20 protein-coding genes are annotated in these 26,133 nt (G+C 70.4%); 6 read left to right on the plus strand and 14 right to left on the minus strand.

Annotated elements, in window-relative coordinates:
• The first annotated feature begins 38 nt into the window (after positions 1–38).
• Together E1294_RS08550 and E1294_RS08555 are read left to right on the plus strand one after the other, a co-directional pair.
• Entirely contained in the window at positions 39–2,408 is a 2,370-nt protein-coding gene (locus tag E1294_RS08550; protein WP_165977172.1) for a sigma-70 family RNA polymerase sigma factor, read from the plus strand.
• A 180-nt stretch (positions 2,409–2,588) separates the two neighbouring features.
• A complete protein-coding gene (locus E1294_RS08555) occupies positions 2,589–3,971 on the plus strand; it encodes an NYN domain-containing protein (RefSeq protein ID WP_425465196.1) in 1,383 nt (460 codons plus the stop codon).
• 70 nt (positions 3,972–4,041) lie between these two features.
• Here the strand turns inward: E1294_RS08555 and E1294_RS08560 are convergent, their stop codons facing one another.
• Together E1294_RS08560 and E1294_RS08565 are read right to left on the minus strand one after the other, a co-directional pair.
• Positions 4,042–4,671 carry a response regulator gene (locus tag E1294_RS08560; protein ID WP_132506532.1) on the minus strand — a complete coding sequence of 210 codons (630 nt, stop codon included), beginning with the start codon at positions 4,669–4,671 and terminating at the stop codon, positions 4,042–4,044.
• A 3-nt stretch (positions 4,672–4,674) separates the two neighbouring features.
• Positions 4,675–8,850 carry a HAMP domain-containing protein gene (locus E1294_RS08565; protein ID WP_181958471.1) on the minus strand — a complete coding sequence of 1,392 codons (4,176 nt, stop codon included), beginning with the start codon at positions 8,848–8,850 and terminating at the stop codon, positions 4,675–4,677.
• Between the two features lie 471 nt (positions 8,851–9,321).
• Here E1294_RS08565 and E1294_RS08570 point away from each other — a divergent pair, with 471 nt between their 5' ends.
• Positions 9,322–10,515, plus strand: coding sequence for a PP2C family protein-serine/threonine phosphatase (locus E1294_RS08570; RefSeq protein ID WP_132506534.1), 1,194 nt, complete (start codon positions 9,322–9,324; stop codon positions 10,513–10,515).
• A gap of 127 nt (positions 10,516–10,642) precedes the next feature.
• On the opposite strand, the gene E1294_RS08575 is transcribed toward E1294_RS08570, so the two are convergent.
• The 3 genes from E1294_RS08575 to rho all read right to left on the minus strand — a co-directional run bounded on the left by E1294_RS08575 (position 10,643) and on the right by rho (position 14,862).
• A complete protein-coding gene (locus E1294_RS08575) occupies positions 10,643–12,409 on the minus strand; it encodes a S9 family peptidase (RefSeq protein ID WP_132506536.1) in 1,767 nt (588 codons plus the stop codon).
• A gap of 129 nt (positions 12,410–12,538) precedes the next feature.
• Positions 12,539–13,582, minus strand: a complete 1,044-nt coding sequence (locus E1294_RS08580) for a putative RNA methyltransferase (RefSeq protein ID WP_181958472.1) — start codon at positions 13,580–13,582, stop codon at positions 12,539–12,541.
• A gap of 23 nt (positions 13,583–13,605) precedes the next feature.
• On the minus strand, positions 13,606–14,862 hold the full coding sequence (rho, locus tag E1294_RS08585; RefSeq protein ID WP_281284390.1) for a transcription termination factor Rho: 1,257 nt from the start codon (positions 14,860–14,862) through the stop codon (positions 13,606–13,608).
• A 205-nt stretch (positions 14,863–15,067) separates the two neighbouring features.
• Here rho and E1294_RS52525 point away from each other — a divergent pair, with 205 nt between their 5' ends.
• Entirely contained in the window at positions 15,068–15,241 is a 174-nt protein-coding gene (locus E1294_RS52525; protein ID WP_165977165.1) for a hypothetical protein, read from the plus strand.
• A 430-nt stretch (positions 15,242–15,671) separates the two neighbouring features.
• On the opposite strand, the gene E1294_RS08595 is transcribed toward E1294_RS52525, so the two are convergent.
• Positions 15,672–17,573, minus strand: a complete 1,902-nt coding sequence (locus tag E1294_RS08595; protein WP_132506538.1) for a sensor histidine kinase — start codon at positions 17,571–17,573, stop codon at positions 15,672–15,674.
• Between the two features lie 62 nt (positions 17,574–17,635).
• Here E1294_RS08595 and E1294_RS08600 point away from each other — a divergent pair, with 62 nt between their 5' ends.
• Positions 17,636–18,061, plus strand: coding sequence for a hypothetical protein (locus E1294_RS08600; RefSeq protein WP_165977174.1), 426 nt, complete (start codon positions 17,636–17,638; stop codon positions 18,059–18,061).
• Positions 18,062–18,070: 9 nt separating this feature from the next.
• Here E1294_RS08600 and E1294_RS08605 read toward each other — a convergent pair whose 3' ends face one another.
• On the minus strand, positions 18,071–18,424 hold the full coding sequence (locus tag E1294_RS08605) for a hypothetical protein (RefSeq protein ID WP_165977175.1): 354 nt from the start codon (positions 18,422–18,424) through the stop codon (positions 18,071–18,073).
• Between the two features lie 75 nt (positions 18,425–18,499).
• Between E1294_RS08605 and E1294_RS08610 the strand changes: the two genes are divergently transcribed.
• A complete protein-coding gene (locus E1294_RS08610; RefSeq protein WP_132506542.1) occupies positions 18,500–19,027 on the plus strand; it encodes a DUF6886 family protein in 528 nt (175 codons plus the stop codon).
• Here the strand turns inward: E1294_RS08610 and E1294_RS08615 are convergent.
• From E1294_RS08615 to xylA, 7 genes are all read right to left on the minus strand, one after another.
• Positions 19,002–19,964: a ketopantoate reductase family protein gene (locus tag E1294_RS08615; protein WP_132506544.1), complete on the minus strand. Its 963-nt coding sequence runs from the start codon at positions 19,962–19,964 to the stop codon at positions 19,002–19,004. The genes E1294_RS08610 and E1294_RS08615 overlap by 26 nt on opposite strands.
• Positions 19,965–20,005: 41 nt before the next feature.
• Complete coding sequence (locus E1294_RS08620; protein ID WP_132506546.1) at positions 20,006–20,734, minus strand: glycosyltransferase family 2 protein; 729 nt, start codon at positions 20,732–20,734, stop codon at positions 20,006–20,008.
• Between the two features lie 65 nt (positions 20,735–20,799).
• Positions 20,800–21,336, minus strand: coding sequence for an AAA family ATPase (locus E1294_RS08625; RefSeq protein ID WP_132506548.1), 537 nt, complete (start codon positions 21,334–21,336; stop codon positions 20,800–20,802).
• Complete coding sequence (gene lysS, locus E1294_RS08630) at positions 21,333–22,934, minus strand: lysine--tRNA ligase (RefSeq protein WP_132506550.1); 1,602 nt, start codon at positions 22,932–22,934, stop codon at positions 21,333–21,335. The genes E1294_RS08625 and lysS overlap by 4 nt, the downstream gene beginning before the upstream one ends.
• Before the next feature lie 174 nt (positions 22,935–23,108).
• Positions 23,109–24,212, minus strand: coding sequence for a Gfo/Idh/MocA family protein (locus tag E1294_RS08635; protein ID WP_132506552.1), 1,104 nt, complete (start codon positions 24,210–24,212; stop codon positions 23,109–23,111).
• A complete protein-coding gene (locus E1294_RS08640) occupies positions 24,209–24,952 on the minus strand; it encodes a sugar phosphate isomerase/epimerase family protein (protein WP_132506554.1) in 744 nt (247 codons plus the stop codon). The genes E1294_RS08635 and E1294_RS08640 overlap by 4 nt, the downstream gene beginning before the upstream one ends.
• Positions 24,949–26,100, minus strand: coding sequence for a xylose isomerase (gene xylA, locus E1294_RS08645; RefSeq protein WP_132506556.1), 1,152 nt, complete (start codon positions 26,098–26,100; stop codon positions 24,949–24,951). Before xylA ends, E1294_RS08640 begins: the two co-directional genes overlap by 4 nt.
• Between the last annotated feature and the right edge of the window lie 33 nt (positions 26,101–26,133).

The raw sequence follows: 26,133 nt of genomic DNA on the forward strand, positions 1-26,133 counted from the left end.
TATGCGCAGGGCAACCCTTCGTAATCGTGAGGCCGATCATGGGTGTCGAATTGCCGCAAAGCGATGCAAGCCTGCTAGAGGCCGCCCGACAGGGCGATGCCACCGCCTACGGGCGGCTCTACGAGCGGCACGTGGCCGCGGCCCGCGCCATGGCCCGGCAGCTCGTCCGGCGCGCCGAGGCCGAGGATGTCGTCACCGAAGCGTTCACCAAGATCCTCGATCTCGTGGGCAGGGGCGGCGGGCCGGAGTCCGGTTTCCGCACCTACCTGCTGACCGTGGTGCGGCGCACGGTCCACGATCGCTCCAAGCTGGCGGGCCGCCAGGCTGGCGAGGTCGAGGAGTACGACCCGGCGGTGCCGTTCGTCGATCCCGCGCTCGCCGGGCTGGAACGGTCCCTGATCGCCAGGGCTTACCTGTCGCTGCCCGAGCGCTGGCGGGCGGTGCTCTGGCACACGCAGGTGGAGAGGTGCAAGCCGGCCGCGGTGGCTCCGCTGCTCGGGTTGTCGTCCAACGGCGTGGCCGCGCTGGCGTACCGGGCCCGGGACGGGCTGCGGCGCGCGTACCTGCAGATGCACCTCGGCGCCGCGCCGCCGCACGACTGCCGCCCCGTGCTCGGCAAGATGGGCGCCTACGTCAGGGGCGGGCTGGCCAGGCGCGACGCGAGAGCCGTCGAGCGGCACGTGGACGGCTGCGAGGAGTGCCACGGGGTGATCTTGGAGCTCACCGACGTCAACCGCGGGCTGCGGGTGCTGGTGGGGCCGTTGATCGCGGGGCCCATGTTCGGCGGGTACGCGGCTGCGCTGGCCAGGCCGGACGTGGCCGAGGGCGGGCCGCACCCGGCGATCCGGCGGCTCTGGCGGGCGCGCCGGCGGCAGCCCGTCATGCTGGTCGCCGGCGTGGCCCTCACGGTGGCCGCGGCGGCGTCGTTGTGGCAGACCGCCGGCAAGGCACCCGACGGCACACCGGCGACCGCGACGGTCGCCGCCCGGCCGTCGGAGCCCGTACGCGCGGTGAGCGTGCCGCCGCAGGCCGGCGACCCCGAGCAGGTGCCGCCGCAGGACGATCCCGATCAGGCGGGGCCGCGGGGCGGGGAGCCCGAACGGGTGCCGCCACCACCTGTGGAGAAGGAGCCGGAGGGCCAGGCGCGGTTGCGCGCCACCGTCGACGTGCTCGGCGCACTAGTACGCGCCCAACCCGGCATCGTCGGCCTGCGGCTGCGCAACTACGGGGCCCGGCCGAGCGAGGAGCTGACGGCGTACGTGACCCTGCCGCCGGGGGTGACGCTCATGCCGCCCGCGCGCCGCGGACTTCCGGCCGTCGTGGGGCCCGCGGACGGCTGGGAGTGCCGTCCCTCGGTGGGCGGCGCCCGCTGCACCAGGGAGCCGCTGGCGGCAGGGCGGGCGACAGCCGTCTTCCTGCGGGTGGCGGTGGCCCGGCGGGCTCCGCGGGGCACGGGCCCCGCCGCGCGTGTCGACGCGGGCCCGCTGCGGGTCAGGGCGCGGGCCGGCAAGGGGGTGCGCGCGACGGGCGCGCCCGCCAGGTTCGCCGCCGACGGGAAGGTGACGGTCAGGGCGGTGGGCAACGCGCTGCTGAGCTGCCCCGACGAGAGCCCCGGCTGCGCGCAGGCCCGGCGCCGCGAGGGCGGCAGGCGCGACAACGACCTCTGGCCGATGACCGCGGTGGACCGGGACGACACCCTCGGCACCGGCACCTCCAGTGGGGCGAGGCTGTCGCTGCCGAAGGGCGGCAGGGTCGTGTGGGCCGGGCTCTACTGGTCGGCCGGTGGCGCGAACACCGGGCCCATCAAGTTCAGGCCGCCGGGGCGGCGTGACTATGCGACGATCCGGCCCAGCCACGTGGCCGTGCGCGAGCTGCCCCAGGGCCCGGCCTACCACGCGTTCGCCGACGTCACGGGGCTGGTGGCGGGCGCACGCAGGACCGGCGTGTGGTGGGCGGCCGACGCTCCCATGGAGGAAGGGGCCTCGCGCCACGCGGGCTGGAGCCTCGTGCTGGTCGTGACCGATCCGGCGCAGCCGTACAGCCAGGCCATGGTGCTCGACGCGGCCACCGTGGTCGGCGGACCCGTCCGCCGGGTGCGCCTCCCGCTGGGCGGGCTGCGCCCCGCCGCCACCCCCGCCAGGACCGCGCTGGTGACCTGGGAGGGCGACGCCGATCTGAAGGGCGACAAGGTCTCGCTCGGGTCCGGCGCGCTGCGGCCGGCGGGTGGCGACCGCGATCTCGCGAACGTCTTCGACGGGTCGTCGGGTGGTGTGGCGGAGTTGACGTTCGGCGTCGACGTCGACACGGTCAGCGCCGAGCTTGGAGACGATCCCGGGCTGACGATCGCTACGGGCAAGGACGCCGTTCTGTTCGGAGCCGCAGCCATAACCGTGCGAGCACGGTCGTGACCATAATCGGGACAAAATGGTACCGTCGGCCTGAGTGGTCCGGCGCGATGGCGGCTGAGGGGCGAATCGTCGGGATTAACCCTCGCACGATCACCTGCTTTCATTACCCTGAGAGAGGGCCGCCGAGTCCGGTCTCTGACGGTGCAGAGCCAGCAAGGTCGGACCACCAGGAAAGGGGCGGTGTCAGTGGATCGCTGTGCGCTGTTCGTGGACGCCGGCTATCTGCTGGCTGATGGAGCGATGGCCGTGCACGGCACACGTCATCGTGAAGCGGTTTCCTGGGATTATCCGGGGCTGCTCCAGCTGATGACCGGCTTGTCACGCGAGCGCACCGGCCTGCCGTTGCTGCGGTGTTACTGGTACGAAGCGACCGTCGAAGGCCGCCGTACACCCGAGCACGACGCGCTGGCCGACATACCGGGGCTCAAGCTCAGGCTGTCCCGCATCAGGCCGGGCCGGCGCGAGGGCGTGGACGCCCAGGTGCATCGCGATCTCATGACCCTCGCCCGCAACAACGCCATCTGCGACGCGGTGGTCCTGAGCGGCGACGAGGACCTCGCGCAGGTCGTGTGCGACGCCCAGGATCTCGGCATCAGGGTGAGCGTCATCCACATCGCGGTTGAAGGCAGCTGGGCCGTGTCGCGCTCGCTCAGGCAGGAGTGCGACGATCTGGTCGAGCTGGGCGCCGTCCACCTGCGGCCGTACGTCAGCATGGTCAGCGGCGCCGCCGAGGCGGCCAACGGCCACCACCAGCCGGTCAGCAACGGGCAGGCCACCCACTCGCTGCCGCCCGGCCAGAGCTCCACGTCGTCGGTGCCCTCGTTGCCGCAGTCGCCGTCATCCGGCAGCCACGCCTCGGGAAGCCATGCCTCGGGAGGCCATGCCTCGGGAGGCCATGCCACCGGTGGGCACGCGGCGGGCACCCACGCATCGGGCAGCCACGCCACGGGGAGTCACGCCACCGGGAGCCATGCCGGCAGTCACGCCGCCGGCGGTTCCACCACGCCGAGCCAGCCGCCGTCCAACGGGCCTTCGCCGTCGGGGCAGGGCCAGTCGTCCCCGCCTCCGGCGCTGCCCACGTACACCAATTACCAGCCCGAGCCGCAATCGCAGCCGCAACAGCAGCCGGCGGCGCCGCCGCCCTCGGCGCCCGCGCAGCCACAGCAGCCCAGCACCGGCCAGTTCTCCTCGCCGTCGAGTGGCGGCACCGGCCAGTTCTCCTCGCCGACCAGCGGCGGCTACCAGCAGTCGCAACACGGCCCCTACACCGGGCCGCAGCCCGCGCCGATCACGCCGTCGGCCTCGACGACCGGCGCCACCACGCTGTCCGACGCGGTCAAGGCCGCGCACCGGGAAGGGCACGACTTCGGCGAGTCGGTCGCGCGGGACGCGCCCGCGCTCTGGCTGGAGGCGGTGCTGGCCCGCAAGCCGCGCATGCCCTCCGACCTGGAGGCGCGGTTGTTGCAGGGGTCGTCGCTGCCGATCGACTTCCTGCTGCACGACGAGGTGCGCCACGCCCTGCGCCGCGGCTTCTGGGACGCACTCGAACGCGCTCGCCACTGACCCCCTCGCCATCGGATCAGCAGCGCGCGTGGAAGCCCGCGCGCCCGGGCAAGCGCGGGCCATCCGCGCGTCAGGACAGGGCGTCGAAGCCCGCGCGCAGGCTGTTCACCCGCTCCGCCAGGTCGGCCAGCGGTGCGGCCAGCGCGGGATCCTGCGACTTGCGGGCCAGCTCGCGCGCCCTGGCCAGCTCGTCCTCCACGGCCGTGAGCCGCCGCGACAGCTCGGGCAGCACCGCCGTGTGGTCGCCGCTGCCGGGCGGCAGCTCGCCGGTCAGGCGGTCCCTGAGCATGGACGCCTGCTCCGCCAGGCGCTTGTTCATGTTGTACAGCTCGGTGAACACCGACACCTTCGCCCGCAACACCCACGGGTCGAACGGTTTGGTGAGGTAGTCGACCGCGCCCGCCGCGTAGCCACGGAAGGCGTAGTCGGGGGCGCTGTCGACGACGGTCAGGAAGATGATGGGGATGTTCCTGGTGCGTTCGCGCCGTTTGATGTGCGCGGCCGTCTCGAAGCCGTCCATGCCGGGCATCCGCACGTCGAGCAGGATGAGCGCGAACTCGGTGTTGAGCAGGGCCTTGAGCGCTTCCTCGCCGGACCTGGCGCGCACGGGCACCAGGTCGAGGGAACTGAGGATGGCCTCGAGGGCGATCAGATTTTCCTCGCGGTCATCTACCAGGAGGATCTTCGCACGATCTGTCATCGATCACGACCCTTCGGCTGGTGAGTCGGACGCGGAGCCGCGTCCTCGGCTGAGCCAGCCGCGCAGGCGTTCGAGCAGGCGGTCCACGTCGACCGGCTTGGGCACGTAGTCGGACGCGCCCGAGGCGATGCTCTTCTCCCGGTCGCCCCGCATGACCTTGGCCGTGAGCGCGATGATCGGAAGATCGGCGAACTGGGGCATGCGCCGGATCGCCGACGTCGTTGCCCAGCCGTCCATCTCCGGCATCATGATGTCCATCAGCACGAGCGCGACGTCCTCGTTCCGTTCGAGCTGCTCGATCCCCTCGCGACCGTTTTCAGCGTAGACGACCGTGGAACCATGTCGCTCCAGCACGCTCGTCAGCGCGAAGACGTTGCGGATGTCGTCGTCGACGATGAGGATCTTCGCGTCGGCGAGCGGATCGTCGCCCTGCCACTGCGCGGGCGTCTCGGCCGGTGTCTCGACCAGTTCGGGCATGGGCAGGTCGAGCGGCATCGGCGGCTCGGGCGCCGGCGAGGTGGGCTCTTCTGCCGGCTTGGTCATGAGCTGCCGGCGCGCGGCGCCGCCGTCGGTCACGGCCAGTGGGCCGGTGTAGGAGGCCGGCAGGTAGAGGGTGAACGTGCTGCCCTTGCCGAGCTCGCTGTCGACGTGGATCTCGCCGCCGAGCAGCCGGGCGATGTCGCGGCAGATGGCCAGGCCCAGGCCCGTGCCGCCGTATTTGCGGCTCGTGGTGCCGTCGGCCTGCCGGAACGCCTCGAAGATGACGTCCCGCTTGTCGGGGGCGATGCCGATGCCGGTGTCGATCACCTGGAAGGCGAGCAGGTCGTCGGCGTCGTGCAGGGTGTCGTCGTCGAACTGCACCCCGGTGGGCGGGGTGGAGATGCGCAGCTTCACCTCGCCCCGCGGCGTGAACTTCACCGCGTTGGAGAGCAGGTTGCGCAGCACCTGCTGCAGGCGCTGCTCGTCGGCGCGCAACTCCTGCGGCACATCGGGCTCGACCTCGACGCTGAACGACAGGCCCTTGTCCTGTGCCAGCGGCGCGAACGCCGCCTCCAGCAGGTCGACCATCTTGGGCAGCGACACCTGGATCGGGTGGATGTCCATCCGGCCCGCCTCGACCTTCGACAGGTCGAGCATGTCGTTGATGAGCTGGAGCAGCGCCGAGCCCGCGCTGTGGATCGTGCGGGCGAACTCGACCTGCTGCGAGGTCAGGTTGCCCTCGGCGTTCTCGGTCAGCAGCTTGGCCAGCACCAGCAGGCTGTTGAGCGGCGTGCGCAGCTCGTGCGACATGTTGGCGAGGAACTCGGACTTGTAGCGCGAGGACACCGCGAGCTGCTCGGCGCGCTCCTCCAGGGTGCGGCGGGCCTGCTCGATCTGGAAGTTCTGGATCTCGATCGCGCGGTTCTGCTTGGCCAGCAGCGCCGCCTTGTCCTCCAGTTCGGCGTTGGACCTGCGCAACTCCTCCTGCTGGCGCTGCAGCTCGTCGGAGCGCTCCTGCAGCTCTCTGGTGAGCCGCTGCGACTCGGTCAGCAGGTCTTCGGTGCGGGAGTTGGCGATGATCGTGTTCATCGTGACGCCGATGGTCTCGACGAGCTGCGTCAGGAAGTCGAGATGCACCTCGCCGAACGGCGTGAACGAGGCCAGCTCGAGCGCGCCGAGCACCCGGCTTTCGAACAGGATCGGCAGCACCACGATCTGGGCGGGCGTGGACCTGCTGAGCCCGCTGTCGATGGTGATGAACTCCGGTGGCACGTCGTCGAGGATGATGTGCCGGCCCTCGGCCGCCGCCTGGCCGACGATGCCCTCGCCGATCGCGAAACGCTGGCGCGGACCCCGGTCGGGGCGCACGCCGTAGCCGCCGATCAGCATCAGCTCGTGGTCGCCCTCGGGGTCGATGCTGTAGAAGGCGCCGTAGCGGGCCGACACCAGCGGGGTCAGCTCGCTCATCGTGAGCTTGGCGACCTCGAGGAGGTCGCGGTGGCCCTGCATCAGCCTGGAGATGCGGGCCAGGTTGGACTTGAGCCAGTCCTGTTCCTGGTTGGCCTGGGTGGTCTCGCGGAGGTTGGCCACCATCGAGTTGATGTAGTCCTTCAGCTCCGCCAGCTCGCCCTGCGCCTCGACGGCGATCGAGCGGGTCAGGTCGCCGCGCGCCACGGCGCTGGTCACGGTGGCGATGGCGCGCACCTGCGTGGTGAGGTTGCCGGCCAGCTCGTTGACGCTCTCGGTGAGCCGCTTCCACGTGCCCTCGACGCCCTCGACCCGGGCCTGGCCGCCGAGCTGGCCTTCCGAGCCGACCTCGCGGGCGACTCGCGTGACCTCGGAGGCGAACGACGACAGCTGGTCGACCATGCGGTTGATGGTGGTCTTCAGTGCGAGGATCTCGCCCTGGGCGTCGACGTCGATCTTTCGGGTGAGGTCGCCGTTGGCGACGGCGGTGGTCACCTCGGCGATGTTGCGCACCTGATAGGTCAGGTTGTTGGCCATGAAGTTGACGTTGTCGGTGAGGTCTTTCCAGACGCCCGACACGCCCTGCACCCGGGCCTGGCCGCCCAGCTGCCCCTGCGTGCCCACCTCGCGGGCGACCCGGGTGACCTCGTCGGCGAAGGACGACAGCTGGTCGACCATCGTGTTCAGGGTGTCCTTCAGCTGGAGGATCTCGCCCTGCGCGTCGACGGTGATCTTCCTGGACAGGTTGCCCTGCGCCACCGCGGACGAGACCGCCGCGATCTGGCGCACCTGCGAGGTCAGGTTGTTGGCCATCGAGTTGACGTTGTCGGTGAGGTCTTTCCAGACCCCGGACACGCCGCGCACCTGCGCCTGGCCGCCGAGCTGGCCTTCCGTGCCCACCTCGCGGGCGACTCGCGTGACCTCGGAGGCGAACAACGACAGCTGCTCGACCATCGTGTTCATGGTCGACTTGAGCTCCAGGATTTCGCCCTGGGCGTCGACGTCGATCTTTCGGGTGAGGTCGCCGTTGGCGACGGCCGTGGTCACCTGGGCGATGTTGCGCACCTGGTAGGTGAGGTTGTTGGCCATCGAGTTGACGTTGTCGGTGAGGTCTTTCCAGACGCCCGACACGCCCTTCACCTCGGCGCGGCCGCCCAGTTTGCCCTCGGTGCCCACCTCGCGGGCGACCCGGGTGACCTCGTCGGCGAAGGAGGACAGCTGGTCGACCATGGTGTTCAGGGTGTCCTTCAGCTGGAGGATCTCGCCCTGCGCGTCGACGGTGATCTTTTTCGACAGGTTGCCCTGGGCCACCGCCGTCGCCACGGTCGCGATGCTGCGTACCTGGGAGGTGAGGTTGTTGGCCATGAAGTTGACGTTGTCGGTGAGGTCTTCCCAGACCCCCGACACGCCGGGCACCTGTGCCTGGCCGCCGAGCTGGCCCTCGGTGCCCACCTCGCGGGCGACTCGCGTCACCTCTTCTGCGAAGCCGGAGAGCTGGTCGACCATCGTGTTGACGGTGTTCTTCAGCTCGAACATCTCGCCCACGGCGTCGACCGTCACCTTGCGGCTCAGGTCGCCCTTGGCCACCGCGGTGGTCACGACCGCGATGTCGCGCACCTGCGCGGCCACGCGGGACGACATCGTGTTGACGGCCTCGGTGAGGTCGCGCCAGCTGCCCGACATGCCCCGCAGGTTGGCCGAGCCGCCCAGCCGGCCCTCCGTGCCCGCTTCGCGCGCGACCCTCGTCACCTCGGTGTTGAACAGCGCGAGCTGGTCGACCATGCCGTTGATGGCCTTGCCCAGCCGCCGCACCTCGCCGCGCGCCGTGCGGTCGAGGTCGATGCGCCGTGACAGATCGCCCTTGGCCACCGCGTCGATGACGTCGGCCGCGCCGCTCACCGGGCTGACCAGGGCATCGATCAGGATGTTGACCGACTCGACGCTCTCCGCCCAGGCGCCGACGCCGGGACCGGGGGTCAGCCGCTCACCGAAGCGGCCTTCCTTGACGACTTCTTTGCGTACGCGGGTGAGCTCGTTGGAGAGATGCTCGCGCCGGTCGGCCACTTCGTTGAGCAGCAGCCGCACCTCGCTGAGTATCCCGGGAGGAGCATGAGGGACCCGGCGCCGAAAGTCACCGTCCCGCCAGGAGAACAGGGTCTCCAGGATGGGAACGAGATCCGACTCGGTGTAGGTCCTCTCCTCCGGGGTTAGCGTGGCGTTGGCCGTGGTCATGGGGCCTCCTTCACTCGCGGCGTGCTCCGGCGAGTGATTCAAGTCTGTCACGATGAGTAGCTCGTAGTCCTGTCCTTGGATTTACCCCAAGTCAACGGGAAGTGTGGTAGGCACGTTGGGATGACTGCTTCTCCCCATGCGGTGCTCGCTGCGACGTTCGCGCCAGGCGGGACCGCTGTGACTGCTGCGATGAGGTTCACGCGCGAGGTGATGACCGCGTGGGCCACCGGTGGCGTGCTCCACACCGCAGAGCAGGTCGCGGGAGACTTGGCGGAGCAAGTCGCCGACGAGCCTTTTGAGGTGATTTGGAAGCATTTTGGGGATGCCGTGCAGGTCGAGTTGCGGCAACAAAACCTCTCCCAGGGTGATCCAAAGGCTCCTTCCGCGAATGTCGAAGAGTGGGGAGTCACCTTCGCGGGTGATTCCCGTGTCCATTGGGCTAGGATCACGGTACCCGGCTCGGCGGACAGAGTGGCAGCCGAGTGGCTGGAGGAAAGTTCCAGAGGTCCCCACTGGCTGGGGTTCCTGGCCGACGCGAGTGACCTGCTGGCGGGCACGCTCGATCCCGACATGGTCCCCGCGATCGTCGCCCAGGTCGTGGTGCCGAGGCTGTCGAGCTGGTGCGCCGTCTACACCTCCGACAACGCCGCGGGCCCGCTGCGGCTGGTCTACCTCTGGCACGCCGACGAGGCCAGGATCGACGGCCTGCGCGAGCAGCTCGACGGCATGGACGTCGACGGCGCCGACACCAGGGGCACCTCCGCGTTCCACATGAACGACTCGCACGTCCTCGCGGTGCCGCTCACCGCGCGCGGCCGCAGCATCGGCATGATGTGCCTGGGCCGCCCCGACCGTTTCCCCGACGAGGTCATCCAGTTCGCCGAGGACATCGGCAGGCGCGCCGCGCTCGCCATGGACAACGCCAGGCTCTACGCCCAGCAGGCGGCCGCCAACCGCGCGCTCCAGCGCAGCCTGCTGCCGCCCAACGAGCCCGAGGTCCCCGGCCTCGACTACGGCGTCATCTACGAACCCGCCGGCGAGGCCAACGAGGTCGGCGGCGACTTCTACGACCTGTTCAAGGCGGGCGACGGGTCGTGGCGCTTCGCGATCGGCGACGTCTGCGGCACCGGCCCCGAGGCCGCCGCCGTGACCGGCCTCGCCCGCCACACGCTGCGGCTGCTCGCCAGGGAGGGGTACGGCGTGGCGGCCGTGCTCGGCCGGCTCAACCAGGCGATCCTTGAGGAGGGCGAGCGGGCCAGGTTCCTCACGTTGCTGCACGGCGAGATCACGCCGGTGGAGACAGGGCTGGAGCTGCGCCTGGTGTCGGCGGGCCACCCCGAGGCGCTGCGGCTCAGGCCGGGCGGCAAGGTCGAGGCGGTGACCACCCCGCAGTCGCTGCTGGGGGTCTTCCACGAGGTGGCGTTCGAGGCCGACACGATCCGCCTCGACCACGGCGACGTGCTGCTGGCGGTGACCGACGGGGTGACCGAGCGGCGCTCCGGCGGGCGGCTGCTCGACGACGACGGCGGCCTGGCCAAGCTGCTGGCCGAGTGCGCGGGGCTGTCGGCCAGAGCGGTGGCCGAGCGCATCCGCAGGGGCGCGGCCGACTTCGCCTCCGAGCCGAGCGCCGACGACCTGGCGATCGTGGTGCTGCGCGCCCGCTAGCACGACAACGTGGCTATCGTGGAGCTCCAAGTACGCCCTTCCGGCTCGGCGGTGGCGTGATGGTGACAGCCGGGAAGCCCGACGATCAAGCGACGGAGTCGCCCAACTTCTTACGACATGTCAGCGGTTAGTGCAGTTTGACATGCTTTCGGGCGAAATCGAGCTGGTACGCGATCTGGGCGATGCGCTCCGAGACCAGCAGCGAGCCCGCGGCGGCGTCGTAGGTGTAGACCTCGTGCTCGCGCCCGTGCTCGGCCAGCTTGGCCACGTACTTCTCGACCTGGCGCATCGGGCAGCGGGCGTCGTTCTCGCCCGCCAGGATCAGCAGCGGGCTCTGCACCTGCTCGACGTAGGTGATGGGGGAGCTGGCCGCGTACCGCTCCGGCTGCTCGTCGGGTGAGCCGCCGAACAACGCCCGGTGGTAGGCCCGCAGGCTCTCCGCCTCGTCCTCGTACGACGTCTGGTGGCAGGCCAGCGGCACCGCCGCGATGCCGGCCGTCCACAGGTCGGGCTGGGTGCCGAGGCCGAGCAGCGTGAGATAGCCGCCCCAGCCCGAGCCCGCGAGCACCATCCGGCCTGGGTCGGCGACGCCGCGCCCGACCACGCACCGGTGCACGGCGGCCACGTCGGCCAGCTCGGTGTGCCCGACGTCGCCGCGCAGCGCGTCACGCCAGGCCGATCCGTAGCCGGTCGAGCCGCGGTAGTTGACCCGCACCACCGCGAACCCGGCGTCCACCCATGCCGCGACCTCGGGTGAGAAGGCGTCGCGGTCGTGCGCCGCCGGCCCGCCGTGCAGCAGGAAGATCGTCGGGTAGGGCGAGGTGCCGGCCTCGGGCCTGCTGACCAGCGCGTGGATGCGGCCGCCCTCGCCCTCGACGTCGAGGTCCTCCACGGGGACGCTCGGCGGGGCGGGCGGGCCGCTGGAGTTGACCACGACCTGATCGTTGCTCGACCGGATGACCGGCGGGTGGGAGGCGCTCGACCAGGAGTATTCAACATGGCCGCCGGGCCGCGGGGCGGCGTCGTCGATCACGCCGTGCGGCGTCTCGATGGGCTTCAGTACGCCGCCGGCCAGGTCGTAGCGGTGCAGGTGGCTGCGGGCGCGGTCGTCGCGCAGGATGAGCAGGCCGCGGCCGTCGTCGTACCACTCGGCCGCCAGGTCGCCGGAGTCCTTCAGCCAGATCTCGCGCTGCTCGCCGGTCACCGGGTCCCAGACCAGGGGCTCGTGGCGCCGTCGGCGCTCGTGCAGGGCGAGCAGGCGGCGGTCGCCCATGACCGGGGCGAAGGTGAGGCCGAGGACCCCCTTGCCGGGGCCGTCGTAGAGCTCGCCGACCGTGTCGCCGTTGTGGCGGACGACGCGGAGCGCCGGGTGCCGGAAGCCGGCGTACTCGCCGTGGTTGACGGCGATCAGGGAACCGTCGAGTGACATGTCGGTCACCCAGTTGGCCTCGGGGTGCTCGTACAGGAGTGTGGCCGGCTCGCCGGCGCGTGCCAGGTGGATGCGGAACGCTCCGCTGCTGGCCAGGCTGATCGCCGCGACGCCCGTCGCGGACAGCGCGATGCCGCCGGGCTGGCCCGGCGGGATGCCGGGGGCGACCGGCTCGTCGGGGCCGCCGTTGAACGGCTGGCGCCACCACGAGCCGAACTCGTCGCCCTCGGAGTCGGCGAACCAGTAGATCCACTGGCCGGTCGGGTCGATGGCGGCGTACACCGCGCCCCTGGGCCGGTCGGTGACCTGGCGGGTGGTGCCCGACACGCGGTCCCACGCGTAGACCTGCCAGGTGCCGGTGGCGTTGGAACGGTAGATGGAGCGGTTGGGGGCCTGGCGAGCCCAGGACGGCAGCGTCATGCGCGAGGCCCGGAACCTGGCCTGCCAGCGTTCCTCCGCCTTCATCCGGCGCGCTCCCTCCCTGAAGTCCTTCGCCTCGGGGCGATGGATGTCGTCCAGTATTGCGCCTGTGCCGGGGAAATACTTGGGAAATGTGGGGGAATTTCGGACTAAATGCCCCATCGGTAACATCGGTCACGCCGGCCCGTCAAGGAACGGCACTTGATCGGGGGTGGGCTCGTAGATAGACAGGTGAAACGCCGCACGGGTCGTTACTTTATGACGTCCTTTCGCGACGTTGTGGGCGATAAATGAGGCAATTCGCTCATCGAGTGTGGTCGCGTCGGTATGCCACGCACTCGGGCCCATTCCGATCACCTGGGCGATGTCGTCGTGCCCCAACTCCATGTCGAACTCCACCGAACGCCGCTCGCGCTCGGCGAACCCCTCCAGGCTCCGAGCCACCCTGCGCTCCTTCTCGTCGTCCACGGAGAGCAGGCCCAGCTCCTCGACCAGCGGGCTCAGATGCGCCTTCGCGGGAGTGACGACCACCGCGACGCCACCGGGCCGCAGGATCCTGCCGAACTCCGGCCCGTTCCTGGGCGCGAACACGTCGATCACCACATCGGCCACCCCATCCCGGATCGGGAGGGGCCACCACACGTCGGCCACGAACGCTCCCGCCCTCGGATGCACCCGCGCCGCCCGCCGCACAGCGTGCTTCGACACATCGAATGCCATCCCGATGCCATCGGTCACCGCGTTGAGCGTGGCCGCCAGGTAGTGCCCGGTGCCCGCTCCTGCGTCGACGATCACCGGCGCCGACCTGCCTTCCGCGCGACGACCCTCGACGATCCCCGGCCCGCGCCCGCGACCAGCCGGCCCCGGGCCGTCACCGGCCTCCATTTGCGCCCCACGGTACGCCCTCAGCTCGGCGCCGTCACTCGTTTCCGTGGACGACTCATGTTTTCCTGGCCGCGTCATATGCGCCCGCACGGCGTCGGCCACGGCGTCGGCCAAGGGGGCATAGTGCCCCGCGTCCAGGAAATCGGCCCGCGCGGCCACCATCGCGGCGGTGTCGGCGGTGCCCGGCGGCCTGGAGCCGACCAGAAGGCTGACGTATCCCTGCCTGGCCACGTCGAACGTGTGCCCCTGCGCGCACCGCACCGTCGCCGCGTCGATCCGCATCCCCGCACGGCACACGGGACAGCTCAGATAGTCGACGATGTCAGCCAGCATGCGCCCATTCTGGTCTACGCACGTCACGCGCTCGCTTCGAGGAGGAACGCGGCGTTGGAGGGGGTGGCGCGGAGCTTGCCGACGAGCATCTCGAGCCCCTGCTGCTTCTCCTGCGTGGTGAGCATCCGGCGCAGCCGCCAGATGACCTGCCGCTCCTGCGGGTGCAGCAGGATCTCCTCCCGCCGGGTGCCTGAGGCGTCCAGGTCGACGGCCGGGAACAACCGCCGCTCGGCCAATTCGCGGGTGAGGTGCAGCTCCATGTTGCCCGTGCCCTTGAACTCCTCGTACAGGCTGTTGTCCATCCGCGAACCGGTGTCCACCAGCGCGGTGGCGAGGATGGTGAGCGAGCCGCCGCCCTCGACGTTACGGGCGGCGCCGAAGAAACGTTTGGGCGGGTAGAGGGCGGTGGCGTCGATGCCGCCGGTGAGCACGCGTCCCCCGCCTGGAGCCAGGTTGTTGTACGCGCGCCCGAGCCGCGTCAGCGAGTCGAGCAGCAGCACCACGTCCTGCCCCGCCTCGACGAGCCGCTTGGCCCGTTCGATGGCCAGCTCGGCCAGGGCGGCGTGGTCGCGGTCGGGGTGGTCGAAGGTGGAGGAGAAGACCTCGCCGTCGATGGTGGCGCGCATCTCGGTGACCTCCTCGGGCCGCTCGCCCACCAGGAGGACCATGAGGTGCGCCTCGGGGTGGTTGCGGGAGATCCCGGCGGCCAGCGCCTGCATGGCCATGGTCTTGCCGGCCTTGGGCGGCGCCACGATGAGGCCGCGCTGCCCCTTGCCGATGGGGGCGAACAGGTCGATGACGCGCGTGCTGAGCGACTCTGTCTCGATGCGGAGCCGTTCTGTCGGGTGGATCGGTGTCAGGTCGGCGAAGCGGGGACGGTCCCGCCATTGTGCGGCGCCGTTGACGGACTCGACGCCGACCAGCTTGTTGCCGGCGAAGGAGGCGGTCACGTGGTCGCCGGGGCGCAGGGCGTACTGGCGGATCTTGTCGGGTGTGAGGCGTACGTCGCCGGGTCCCGGCAGATGGCCGACCCGGAGAAAAGCGGATTTGTCGCGTACGTCCAGAAGGCCGGACACATGCCGGACGGACGTGGAGGCACGCTGCTGCGGAATGGTGTGCACAGACATGATGGACCCCTCAGGGGAATGCGCCGAACCCGTAGCGGGTTGGCATAAAGGAACGCAAGCCGGGCCCTGTGAAGCGGGGCGGGGCCGCGAGGTGAAGATCAGCGGAGCCTGAGCTCGACGCTTGGTGGGAACATACCACACCAACTGGTCCATGCAACGCCTAGCCCGCTTGGACTATTCCCGGGCCGTTCCCGTGTCTTAACCGGCGAACGCGGGGTAGACGCGTGACAATGTTCTTCTCGGCACCGCAGGGCGAGGAAAATTACCGCGCTCGGTGCACCGAAGGACACAACCCCCATCGGCGTAGCGACGTCATATCAAGTGGCATGCAGGATCCCTGCAACTCGATGAGGGTTCCATGAGGACGAAGAGAGACTCCTGGGGGAGCATCATGAAGACCGTCAACTGCCCGCGGTGCCACAACGAGCTCGACGAAGGCCCGATCATGTACAGGTGCGCCCACTGCCGCCGCGCCGTCTACGCCGCCGACGTCGAGAACGAGTACGTCCCGCGCGAGCCGGTCGCCGCCTGAGCGACCACGTAGCCTTACCGGGTGCCGCACCGACCGATCACCGTGTCCGGGCGTCGAGGTGACCCCGCTCTGCGACGCCATGGGCCCCATGGGCCCCGCCATCCGACGCCCGCTCGCCGAGATGTTCGCCGGCTCGGACCTGCCCGACGAGCCGTGGGTCCTGCACTTTCACTGCTATCTGCTGCGTGACGCGGCCGGCCGCCTGACGCTGGTCGACACCGGCATCGGCGGCATCGACTCACCGGCGGCCATCTGGGCAGCCGGTCCCCGGCACGCTGGCCGGCGAGCTTGCGGCCGTGGGGGTGTCGCCCGCCGACACCGGCACCGTCATCCTGACCCACCTGCACAGCGACCACGCCTCGGGCGCGGTCGCCGGCGGCAGGCCCGTGCCGCCTGACACCGACCGGCGCCATGCCTGTCACCGGGCCCGTCACCGGCCGCTGAGCGCCGGCTGGTCGGCCAGCAGCGACGAAGGCAGGGCGACCATCGAGGTCAGCCCGCCGTACGGCGAGGGCGCCAGGGTGACCTTGATGCCGTGCCTGGACGCGAGCCTGCCGACCACGAACAGGCCGAGCCGGTCGCTCTGCGCCAGGTCGAACTCCGGCACCTTCGCCAGCCGCTCGTTGAGCTCGTCGAGCTCGACGCGGGGCAGGCCGAGGCCGCGGTCCTCGATCTCGATCATGAGGCCGTGCGCGGTGCTGGAGCTGCGCACGTCCACCTTGGTCTGCGGCGGCGAGAACAGGGTGGCGTTCTCCACCAGCTCGGCCACCAAGTGAGCCACGTCCGTGACCACCGAGCCCAGCAGGGAGACCGGCGGCGGCTGGAGCACCTCGACCCGCTCGTACTCCTCGACCTCCGCGACGGCCGCGCGCAGCACGTCGTGCACCGGCACCGGGTTGCGCCAGCTGCGCCCCGGCGCCTGGTCGGACAGGATGATGAGGCTCTCCGCGTGCCGGCGCATGCGGGTGGTGAGGTGGTCGAGCTTGAACAGGTCCGCCAGTGTCTCCGGCTCCTCGGTGGCCCGCTCCATGCTGTCGAGCTGCAGCAGCTGCCGGTGCAGCAGCGACTGGTTGCGCCTGGCCAGGTTCACGAAGACCTGGCTGACGCCGTGCCGCAGCTTGGCCTGCCCCAGCGCGGCCTCTACGGCCGTGGACTGCACCTCGTTGAACGCCTGGACGATGTCGCTCACCTCGGAGGTGCTGGTCTTGACCTTGAGCGGCGCCACCTCCTCGGGCGTGGGCTGGTCCACGTTCTTGCGCAGCCGCCTGATCAGCTCGGCCAGGCGCACCTCGGCCAGCTCCGTGGCCGCGTCGCGGAGCCCGGCCAGCTCGCTCACCAGGCGCCTGCGGAAGCGCAGCGAGAGCACGATCGAGGCGATGACGGCGATCAGGCCCACGCCGCCCGCCACGCCGAGCTTGACCAGCATGCCGATGGCCGTCGGCGTGACCCGGGCGGTGATGCCCTGCACGGCCTCGGCCTGGTTGCGCTCGACGGCCTGCCACAGGTTCTGGGCGTCGACGGGCCAGGTGGCCGCCGTAGGTGGCAGGCCGATGGCGGCGGACCGCGTGCGGATGGCGTCCTCGGTGCGTACGAACTCCCGGTAGACCGGCGACGAGGCCAGCCGTTCGTACGGGCCGCGCAGCTCGTTGTCCAGGTGGGAGAGCGCCTGGGTGTAGAGCAGCCGCCTGGTGGCGACCATGGCCGTGAACGCCCCCCGCTCCCTGGGCTCCACCTTGCCCTTGGCGAGCACCACCGCGATCACCGCCTGCTCCCTGGACAACATGTCCTTGGCCTCGCCGAGCATCGTGACCGCCCTGGCCTGCTTGTAGAGGGACATGTCGGGCATCAGCACCATGGCGTCGTACATACGGAAGGACGCGTCGACGATCTGGCTGTAGCCCTCGACGATGTCGAGCGGCGCGATCGTGCCGCCGTCGACCGCGCGCCGAAGGTCGGGGAGCTGGCCGAGCTTGGCGTTCAGCGCGTTGAGCTGCGTGGTCATGGCGGGGGTCAGGTCCTGATGGGTCCTGGTCAACCTGCGGAACGTGGCCATGGCCTTGTCGGTGGCCTTACGCTGCTGGGCCACCTTGCCGGCGCCCTTGCCCGTGGCCAGGAACTGCGTCGAGACGAGCCGCTCGTGTTGCAGGTGGATGTTGACCTGCTCCGACGGGATGGCCAGGTTGCTCGCCAGGTCGTTGATTGCCAGCAGTCGAACGCCGTCGCCGCCGGTCAGCCCCGCGGCGAACGCCCACAGGCCCACGAGGGACAGCAGCGGGACGAGGAGGAGGATGAGGACTTTCAGCGCGATGGGGCGGCCACGCGTGGGGGGCATGCGACCTCCGGGTGCATGATGAGATCGCCTCGCAGAGTACACCCCCCTTTGGAAGGATTTCTGTGCGTCTCCCGCGTTCTTTTTCCGGCTGGACCATCGCGGTCTTCGGTTTCCTCGCCTTCGCCCTCGGCCTGCTCGGTCTGATCTCTCCTGACACCCTGCTGGTCATGCTGGGCTTCGAGGTGCTCGACAGCAGGCCGGCGGGGGACTACACGCTGGTCTACATGGCCGCTTCGTCGATGGCGGCGGTCAACATGGGCGTCTATTACGTCTTCGCGGCCTCGGCGAACTACACCCCGTTCTTCCGCTGGACGGTGCCGTTCCGGCTCGTGACGTTCGCGGTGTTCACCACGCTGGTGCTGACGGGCGCGGCGCCGGGCAAGTTCTTCGGCGTCGGGCTCTGGGAGGGGCTCGGCGCGCTGATCACGGGGTTCGCGCTCTGGCGTGAGGGCAACCTGCTCCCCGCACGCCAGAGCGCGAACGCCTGACCAGCGTCATCACCGCGCGTCCTCGGAGCCGCGCGACACGAGACGGTCACCGGGGGCGCCGTCGTGTTTGAGCCGGCGTTCGAGATCGCGTTTCTCGTCCTCCAGCCGGGCCACCCGGCTGGAGGCCTCGGCCTTGGCGCTGCGCAGCCTGCGGCGCTGCCTGGCGATCCTGCGGGACCCCGAGCCGATCAGCCAGAACCCGGCGAGCAGGACGGCCGCGACGGCCGCCCCCGAGAGGAACGTCTCCAGATGACCGGGCTCGAAGGTGTATCCGAACAGGATGTACCTGGCGCTCTCCTCAGTGAGGACCAGTACGACGGCGGCGCCGGCGAGCAGGACCAGAAGCACGCCTAAAAAGATCATCCAAACTCACCCCTTGTCGACAGAGCGGGTTTCCCCTGCCCTGGCGACGGCGGGATATGCGCCATGATGGGCTCCATGAGACCTGGACCAGGCGAGGTGCTGCACTTCTCCGAGGACCCGACGATCGAGCGGTTCGTGCCGCATGTCGCGCCGACGTCCGTGCGGACCGAACCCTACGTGTGGGCGGTCGGCCACGACCGGTGCCCCGACTACTGGTTCCCCCGCGCCTGCCCGCGGGCGATGGCGTGGGCAGGGCCGCGCACCACCCAGGAGGACCTCGACCGGATCGTCGGCGTGGGCTGCGGCGATCGGGTCCACGCCGTCGAGTACGGCTGGCTGCGGGCCATCATGGACGTCCGGCTGTACGCCTACCGGCTCCCGGCCGACGACTTCAAGCCCATCGGCGATCCGCCGCACGCCGTGGTCGCGACGGTCCCCGTGGTGCCGCTGGGCCCGCCTGAGCCGGTCTCCGACCTGTTCGAGCTGCACGAGGCGGCCGGCATCCAGCTCAGGGTGATGGCCGACCTGTGGCCGTTCTGGAACGAGGTGACGGCGAGCACGCTGGAGTTCAGCGGGATCAGGATGCGCAACGCTCGTCGATGAGCGCCCGCAGCGTCTCCAGCCGCATCGAGCCGGGCGGCAGCTTCTCGCGGGCGGCCCTGTCGGCCTCGCGCCGCAGCACCTCGTTGACGGGGGTGGGCACGCCGTGCAGCCGGCCGAGCAGGACGATCTCGCCGTTGAGGTAGTCGGCCTCGATCGAGCCGCTGCCCCTGGCCAGGCTCTGCCACGACGACCCGCCGCCGCGCTGGGCGCCCTCGACCGGGCGGACGTCGACCCGCCGGCCGCGCCCTTCGGCCTCCTCCTCGCTCGTCGAGTACGCGATGCCGGCCGTGTCGAGCACGGTCATGGCCTCCACCCTGGCCCGCGTGACCACCTCGATGATTCCGTCCACGCGGCCGAGCAGCGCCTCGACGGCGTTGCCCAGGTTGCCGATCAGCTTGCCGTGCTTCCAGCGCATCACGTCGGGGACGGCCCGCCCGACGAGTCCGCGTTTGCCGAGGTCGGTGGCGATCTGCTCGGCGAGTTCGTCCACACCCTGTGGATAGCGCCCGACGTGCAACATGCCGGAGTACGGGTGGCCGTTCGCCGTCACCACGCCGGGCTGCAGGTGCTCGGCGGGCAACCACACGCACATGCCGTAGACGTGCTCGAACCGCCGCAGGGCCATGCGCTCGTTGGCGACGCCGTTCTGGGCGCAGACCACGGGCAGGCCGGTCGGCCACGGGCCGAGTGCGGCGATGGTGTCCTGCGACTTGGTGGCCAGGATCAGCACGTCGCCGTCGCGGGTGGGCACAGGGCCGTCGGCGGTGGGGATGGCGAGGATCTCGGTGGATTCCGGGGTGATCAGGCGCAGGCCGTCACGTCGGAGCGCGTCGTGGTGAGCGCCCCTCGCGATGAGCAGAACGTCGTGGCCGCCTTGGAACAGGCGGGCCCCGATGGTTCCCCCGACTGCTCCCGCTCCGATCACTATGTAGCGCATTGTCAGAGAATGTCACCATTCACGTGGCCGGCGCCACCGCCTCACTTCGCCAGGGCCACCTGCGCCTGGGCCGTGACGGCGCTGCCGTGACCGCGCTCCCGCAGGATCGTTCTGAGCACGCGCCAGCCGTCGCGCAGGGCGTGCAGGTTGCTCTCGCCGTGGATGCGGGAGCGCTCGTGGCTGGGGACCTCGCGGATGACGAGGCCGGCCTGGGCGGCCCGGACGTTCATCAGGGTCTCGATCTCGAAGCCGTCGCAGTCGAGGTCGAGGGCGTCGAGGTGGCGGGTCCAGAAGGCGTTGTAGCCGTAGCAGAGGTCGGTGTAGCGGGTGCCGTAGAGGAGATTCGTCAGCCCGGTGAGGACCTTGTTGCCGAGCGAGCGGATCGGACTGAGGTCGTCCGAGCCGCCACCAGGGGCGTACCGGGAGCCCTTGGCGAAGTCGGCGCCGTTGAGGAGCGTGGCGACGAACGAGCGGATCTCCCGGCCGTTGGTGGACCCGTCGGCGTCGATCATGACGATGATGTCGCCGCGTGCGGCCTGGAAACCCTCGATGAGGGCGTTGCCCTTGCCGCGCCGTGTCTGCGTGACCACCCGGAGCCCGGGGCGCAGCCCGCGCGCCACGGCGACGGTGTCGTCGGTCGAGTTGCCGTCGACCAGGATCACCTCGTCGATCCAGTCGGGCAGCGTGGCGAACACGTGAGGGAGGTTCTCGGCCTCGTTCATCGCCGGAACGATGACACTGACGCTGGCGGCGAGAGGCTGCTTGTTCATGGCAGAAAAATCCCCCCTTTCGCATGCAGCTCACTTGATGATTCCTTGCATGGGTCAGGTTCTTATCAATCGCCTTCTATTTGGGCCTCGCCGACCCGAGAGATAATTTCGTTCACGGTTTCTTCCGGGGTCTGCCACGAGGTGTCGAGCCACAGGCCGATGCGCGGCGTCTCGTCGCGCAACACGGCGTCCAGCTGGGCGATCGTCCATCCGCCCGCGTAGCCGCGCTTGCCGCGCGCCCGCTCGCGGCGCTCCACGGCCGCCGCGTCGGGAGCGAGGACGACGACCTGCAGGGGACGAGAAAGGACCATTTTCGTAAACCGCTCCAAATCCCTGCCAATAACGACGTCCTGAACAATTGATGTGAAACCGGCTTCGTAATACATGTCCGCACTTTTCGCTGCAATGCGGTAACGGAGGTGGAGCTGGCGCAGCGCCTCGTCCGTGGCCTCCGGCGTCATCTCGGCACGGCCGCCGACCACCATGCGCCGGAACACGTCGCCCCGCACATGGGCAGAGCGCGGCAGCCGCTCGGCCAGGGCCTGCGCCACGGTGGACTTGCCGGCGGCCGAGATGCCGGTGATCAGGACGACGCCCTTCACGTGCCGACGAGCTTGCGCACCCGGTCGGCGCCCACGGCCATCAGCAGCGTGGGCAGCCTGGGGCCGGTCTCGCGGCCGACGAGCAGCTTGTAGAGCAGGGCGAAGAAGGCCCGCTGCGCCGCCTTAAGCTCCGGCGTCGCCTTGGCGTCCGCCGGCAACCCGGCCTGGACCTTCGGCACGCCGTACACCAGCGTGGTGAGGCCCTCGATCGACCAGTCGTCGAGGCCGTCGGCCAGCAGCCGCAGCGACTCGCGCGCGCCGGGGTCGAGCGAGTCGAGCAGCTCCTGGTCGGGCGTCCCGCGCACGCGGGTGCGCTGGTCGGCGGGCAGGTGGTCGTCGACCCAGCTCTGAGCCTTGTCCAGGCGCGGGCGGGCGTCGTCGAGCGAGCCGACCGCGTCGAGGTCGCTCAGGATGCGCAGGGTCTGCCCGGCGTGCCCGGTCGTGATGTCGAGAACGGAGGCCAGCGTGCGGTAGGGGATCGGGTGCGGCGTGGCCTGCAGCGGGCCCGCGGCGGTGCCGACCGCGCGCCTGTGCGCGGCCAGCTCGGCGGGCTGGGCCTGCCCGGCGGCGACCTTGCGGCCCAGGGCGTCCCACTCGTCGTAGAGACGCTGGATCTCCTGATCGAAGGCGATCTTGAAGGACTGTGCGGGCTTGCGGCGGGCGTACAACCAGCGCAGCACCGGCGCCTCCATGATCTCCAGGGCGTCGGCCGGGGTCGGCACGTCGCCCTTGGAACTGCTCATCTTGGCCATGCCGGTGATGCCGACGAACGCGTACATGGGGCCGATCGGCTGCCGGCCGCCGAACACCTCGCCCACGATCTGCCCGCCGACGATCCAGGCGGAGCCGGGAGAGTGGTGGTCGACCCCGGATGGCTCGAAGATCACCCCCTCGTAGGCCCAGCGCATCGGCCAGTCGACCTTCCACACCAGCTTGCCGTGGTCGTGCTCGGCCAGCCGGACGGTCTCGCCGAAGCCGCACTCGCAGGTGTAGGCCAGCTCGGTGGTCTCGTCGTCGTAGGCGGTGACCGTCGTCAGGTCGCGCTCGCACAGGTCGCAGTAGGGTTTGTACGGGAAATAGTCCTCGACCTGCTTCGAGCGGTAGCGCGACAGCACGCCGTCGATCGCCGCCCGCTCGCGCACCGCCCGCAGGATCTGCTCGCGGTAGGCGCCCGATGTGTACTGCTCCGTCTGGCTGATGCCGCGATAGTCGACGCCCAGCTCCTTGAGCGCCTCGGTCATCGGCGCCTTGAAGTGCTCGGCCCAGTTGGCGTGCACGCTGCCGGGAGGGGCGGGCACCGAGGTCAGCGGCTTGCCGATGTGCTCGGCCCAGGACGGGTCGACGCCCGCGGGGACCCGGCGGAACCGGTCGTAGTCGTCCCACGACAGCAGGTGCACGCAGTCGAGACCACGCCGGCGAATCTCGTCGGCGACCAGGTGGGGGGTCATGACCTCACGCAGGTTGCCCAGGTGGATCGGGCCGGATGGGCTCAACCCCGATGCGCAGACGATCGGTTTGCCCGGAGCGCGTCTCTCCGCCTCGGAGATCACCTCGTCCGCGAACCTGGAGACCCAGTCGGTCTCGGCACTTTCCGCCATCGCGCCATTCTTGCGGGTCCGGCCGGTTCAAGCCAACGCGATACCGTACGGGTTCGTCGCGCTGGTCCCCGCCGCGATCCCGTTCAGCCTGGGCAGGTAGGCGGCATCGATGGATCGAAGCCGGGGATGTCGGTTGACCATACTCCGTTGTGCGAAGTATGGCCAACCGCTGGATCAGGACAGGGTGGCCGCGTGCGGATCCCAGTCGGCGGGCAGCGGTTCGGGGGCGGTCGTGGTGGAGGTGATGGGACGGAACTCCGAACGCTCCCCTGACTGTGCGATCGACGACATGAGCTCCAGCACGTGATACGCCAGCTCGCCCGACGCCCTGTGCGGCGTGCCCGCGCGCAGCGACCGGGCCAGGTCCAGCACGCCGATGCCGCGGCTCACCGTCGTGCCCGACACGGGCAGCTCGCGCCAGTCCGTGTCGTGCAGGCCGCGAGCCAGCAGCGGGCCCTCGAACGTGTTGGGGTCGGGAAGCGACAGCGCGCCCTCGGTGCCGATGACCTCGATCACCCTGCGGTTGACGGGCGAGTCGAAGCTGAACGTCGCCGTCGCCGTGGCGGCTCCCGGGAAGTCCAGCAGGGCGTTGACGTGGGTGGGGACATCGACGGGGAAGGCCGTGCCCGCCTTGGGCCCTGACCCGACGACGCGCTGCTCGCGGGCCTTGCGCGTGCCGGCCGCGACCCGCTCGACCGGGCCGAACAGGGACACGAGGGCGGTCAGGTAGTAAGGGCCGAGGTCGAAGAGCGGACCGCCGCCGGGCTGGTAGAAGAACTCGGGGTTGGGGTGCCACGACTCGGGGCCGAGGCTCTGCGTGGCCGCCGCGACGGCGACCGGCGTGCCGATGAGGCCGGCGCGCAGGGCGTGCAGGGCCGACTGGAGCCCGGCGCCCAGGAAGGTGTCGGGGGCGCAACCGAGGCGCAGGCCCCGGTTGGCGGCCTCGGCCATGACCTTCGAGCCCTCGTCCATGTCCATGGCGAAGGGCTTCTCGCCGTACACGTGCTTGCCGGCTCGCAGGGCCTCCAGCGCGACGGCGGCGTGCGCGGACGGGACCGTGAGGTTGACCACGATCTCCACCTCGGGCAGCGCGAGCGCCGTGCCGAGGTCGCCGGAGACGGGCACGCCGTGCTCGCGGGCGACCGTCGCGGCCCGGTCGGCGTCGAGGTCCGCGACGGCGAGCACGCGCACGTCGGGGAAGGTGGTGAGGTTGCGGAGGTACTGGCCACTGATGACTCCGGCGCCGACCAGGGCGACGCCGACGGGGCCGTTGCTCAAAGGCTCTCCAAAGAGGTGAGATGGACGTGGCTGTCCGCCAGGGCGGCGAAGACGTCGGTGGCGCACTCGTCGAGCTCGACGACGCGCCAGGCGTCAGGGGCGGCGGCGAGGATCTCGGGCACGGGCATGACGCCCCTGCCGACCGCGGTGTGCGGCTCGCCCTTGACCACCGGGCCGTCCTTGACGTGCAGCGCGATCACGCGCTCCGCGAGGCGGCCGAGCAGGGCGGGCACGTCGGCGCCGCCCACCGCCGCCCAGTAGGTGTCGAGCTGCAGGAACACCTCGGGAGCCAGCCGGTCGGCCAGCACCTCGATGGCGTGCCGGCCGTCGATCCTCGGTTCGAGCTCCCACCAGTGGTTGTGGTAGCCGATCCGCATCCCGTGCCCGGCCGCCTGCTCGGCCAGGCCGTTCAGCAGGTCGGCCGTACGGGCGATGCCGTCGGCGGTGGTGAACTCCTCGTGCGCGATCCCGCCAGGGACGATCGCCAGGTCGGTGCCGAGCGTGGCGATCGCGTCGAAGACCTCGGCGGGCTCCTCGCGGAGCAGCGCGCCCGCGTGCGTGCTCGATACGCGGAGCCCCAGGTCGTCGGCGACCTGACGGAAACCCTTGGGGTCGGAGGCGGGATCGTACGGCTCGACCGCGGTGTAGCCGATCTCCGAGATCCGCCGCAGCACGTCGTCGCGGTCCGCGGTCAGCGGCTCCCTGACGGTGTAGAGCTGGACACTGATGGGTTTCGTCATTCGCGTACCCCCATGAGGTGTTCGAGCGCGAGCTGGTTCAGCCGGGTGAAGTGGAAGCCGCGCTCGGCCGCGGCCTCGGGGTCGAAGTCGTCCTTGGCCAGGTCGGCCCACGTCTCACCGGCCGCGAGGGTGGGCTGGGCGAGCTCGTCCACGCGGGAGGCGCGCAGGGCCTCCTGGACCTCGGGGTCGGCCCGGTAGGTGCGGGACTTCTCCTTGAGGATCAGGTAGGTCCGCATGTTCGCCGCCGCCGAGACCCACACGTCCTCGCGGTCCTCGGTGCGCAGCGGCTTGTAGTCGAAGTGGCGGGGACCGTCGTAGCCGCCGTTCTCCAGCAGGTCGACCAGGAAGAACGCGCTCTTGAGGTCGCCGTGGCCGAAGATCAGGTCCTGGTCGTACTTCGGCCCGTGCTGGCCGTTGAGGTCGATGTGGAAGAGCTTGCCGTGCCACAGCGCCTGGGCGATGCCGTGCACGAAGTTGAGCCCGGCCATCTGCTCGTGGCCGACCTCGGGGTTGACGCCCACCATCTCGGGGTGCTCCAGCTCGTTGATCAGCGCCAGGGCGTGGCCGATCGTGGGCAGCAGGATGTCGCCGCGGGGCTCGTTGGGCTTGGGCTCCAGGGCGAAGCGCAGGTCGTAGCCGCGGTCGCGGACGTACGAGCAGAGCAGGTCCAGGCCCTCCTTGTAGCGCTCCATGGCCGCCTTGACGTCCTTGGCGGCGTCGGACTCGGCGCCCTCGCGGCCGCCCCAGCAGACGTACGTCTTCGCGCCCAGCGAGGCGGCCAGGTCGATGTTGCGCATGACCTTGCGCAGGGCGTAGCGCCGCACGTCGCGATCGTTGCTGGTGAGCGCGCCGTCCTTGAAGACCGGGTGGGTGAACAGGTTGGTGGTGGCCATCGGCACCTTCATGCCGGTCTCGTCGAGGGCCTTCCTGAACGCCGCGATGGCCTTGTCCCGGTCGGGCTCGACCGCGAGGAGGTCGTCGTCGTGGAAGGTGACACCGTACGCGCCGAGCTCGGCCAGGCGGTGCACGCTCTCGACCGGGTCGAGCGGCGGCCTGGAGGCGTCGCCGAACGGGTCGCGGGCCTGCCACCCGACGGTCCAGAGGCCGAAGGTGAAGCGGTCGTCGGGGGTGGGCGTGAATGCGGTCATGGTGCGTCCTTTTGGCCTTTAGTCCATAATCTG

The sequence above is a fragment of the Nonomuraea diastatica genome (assembly GCF_004349015.1).
Lineage (GTDB): Bacteria > Actinomycetota > Actinomycetes > Streptosporangiales > Streptosporangiaceae > Nonomuraea > Nonomuraea diastatica.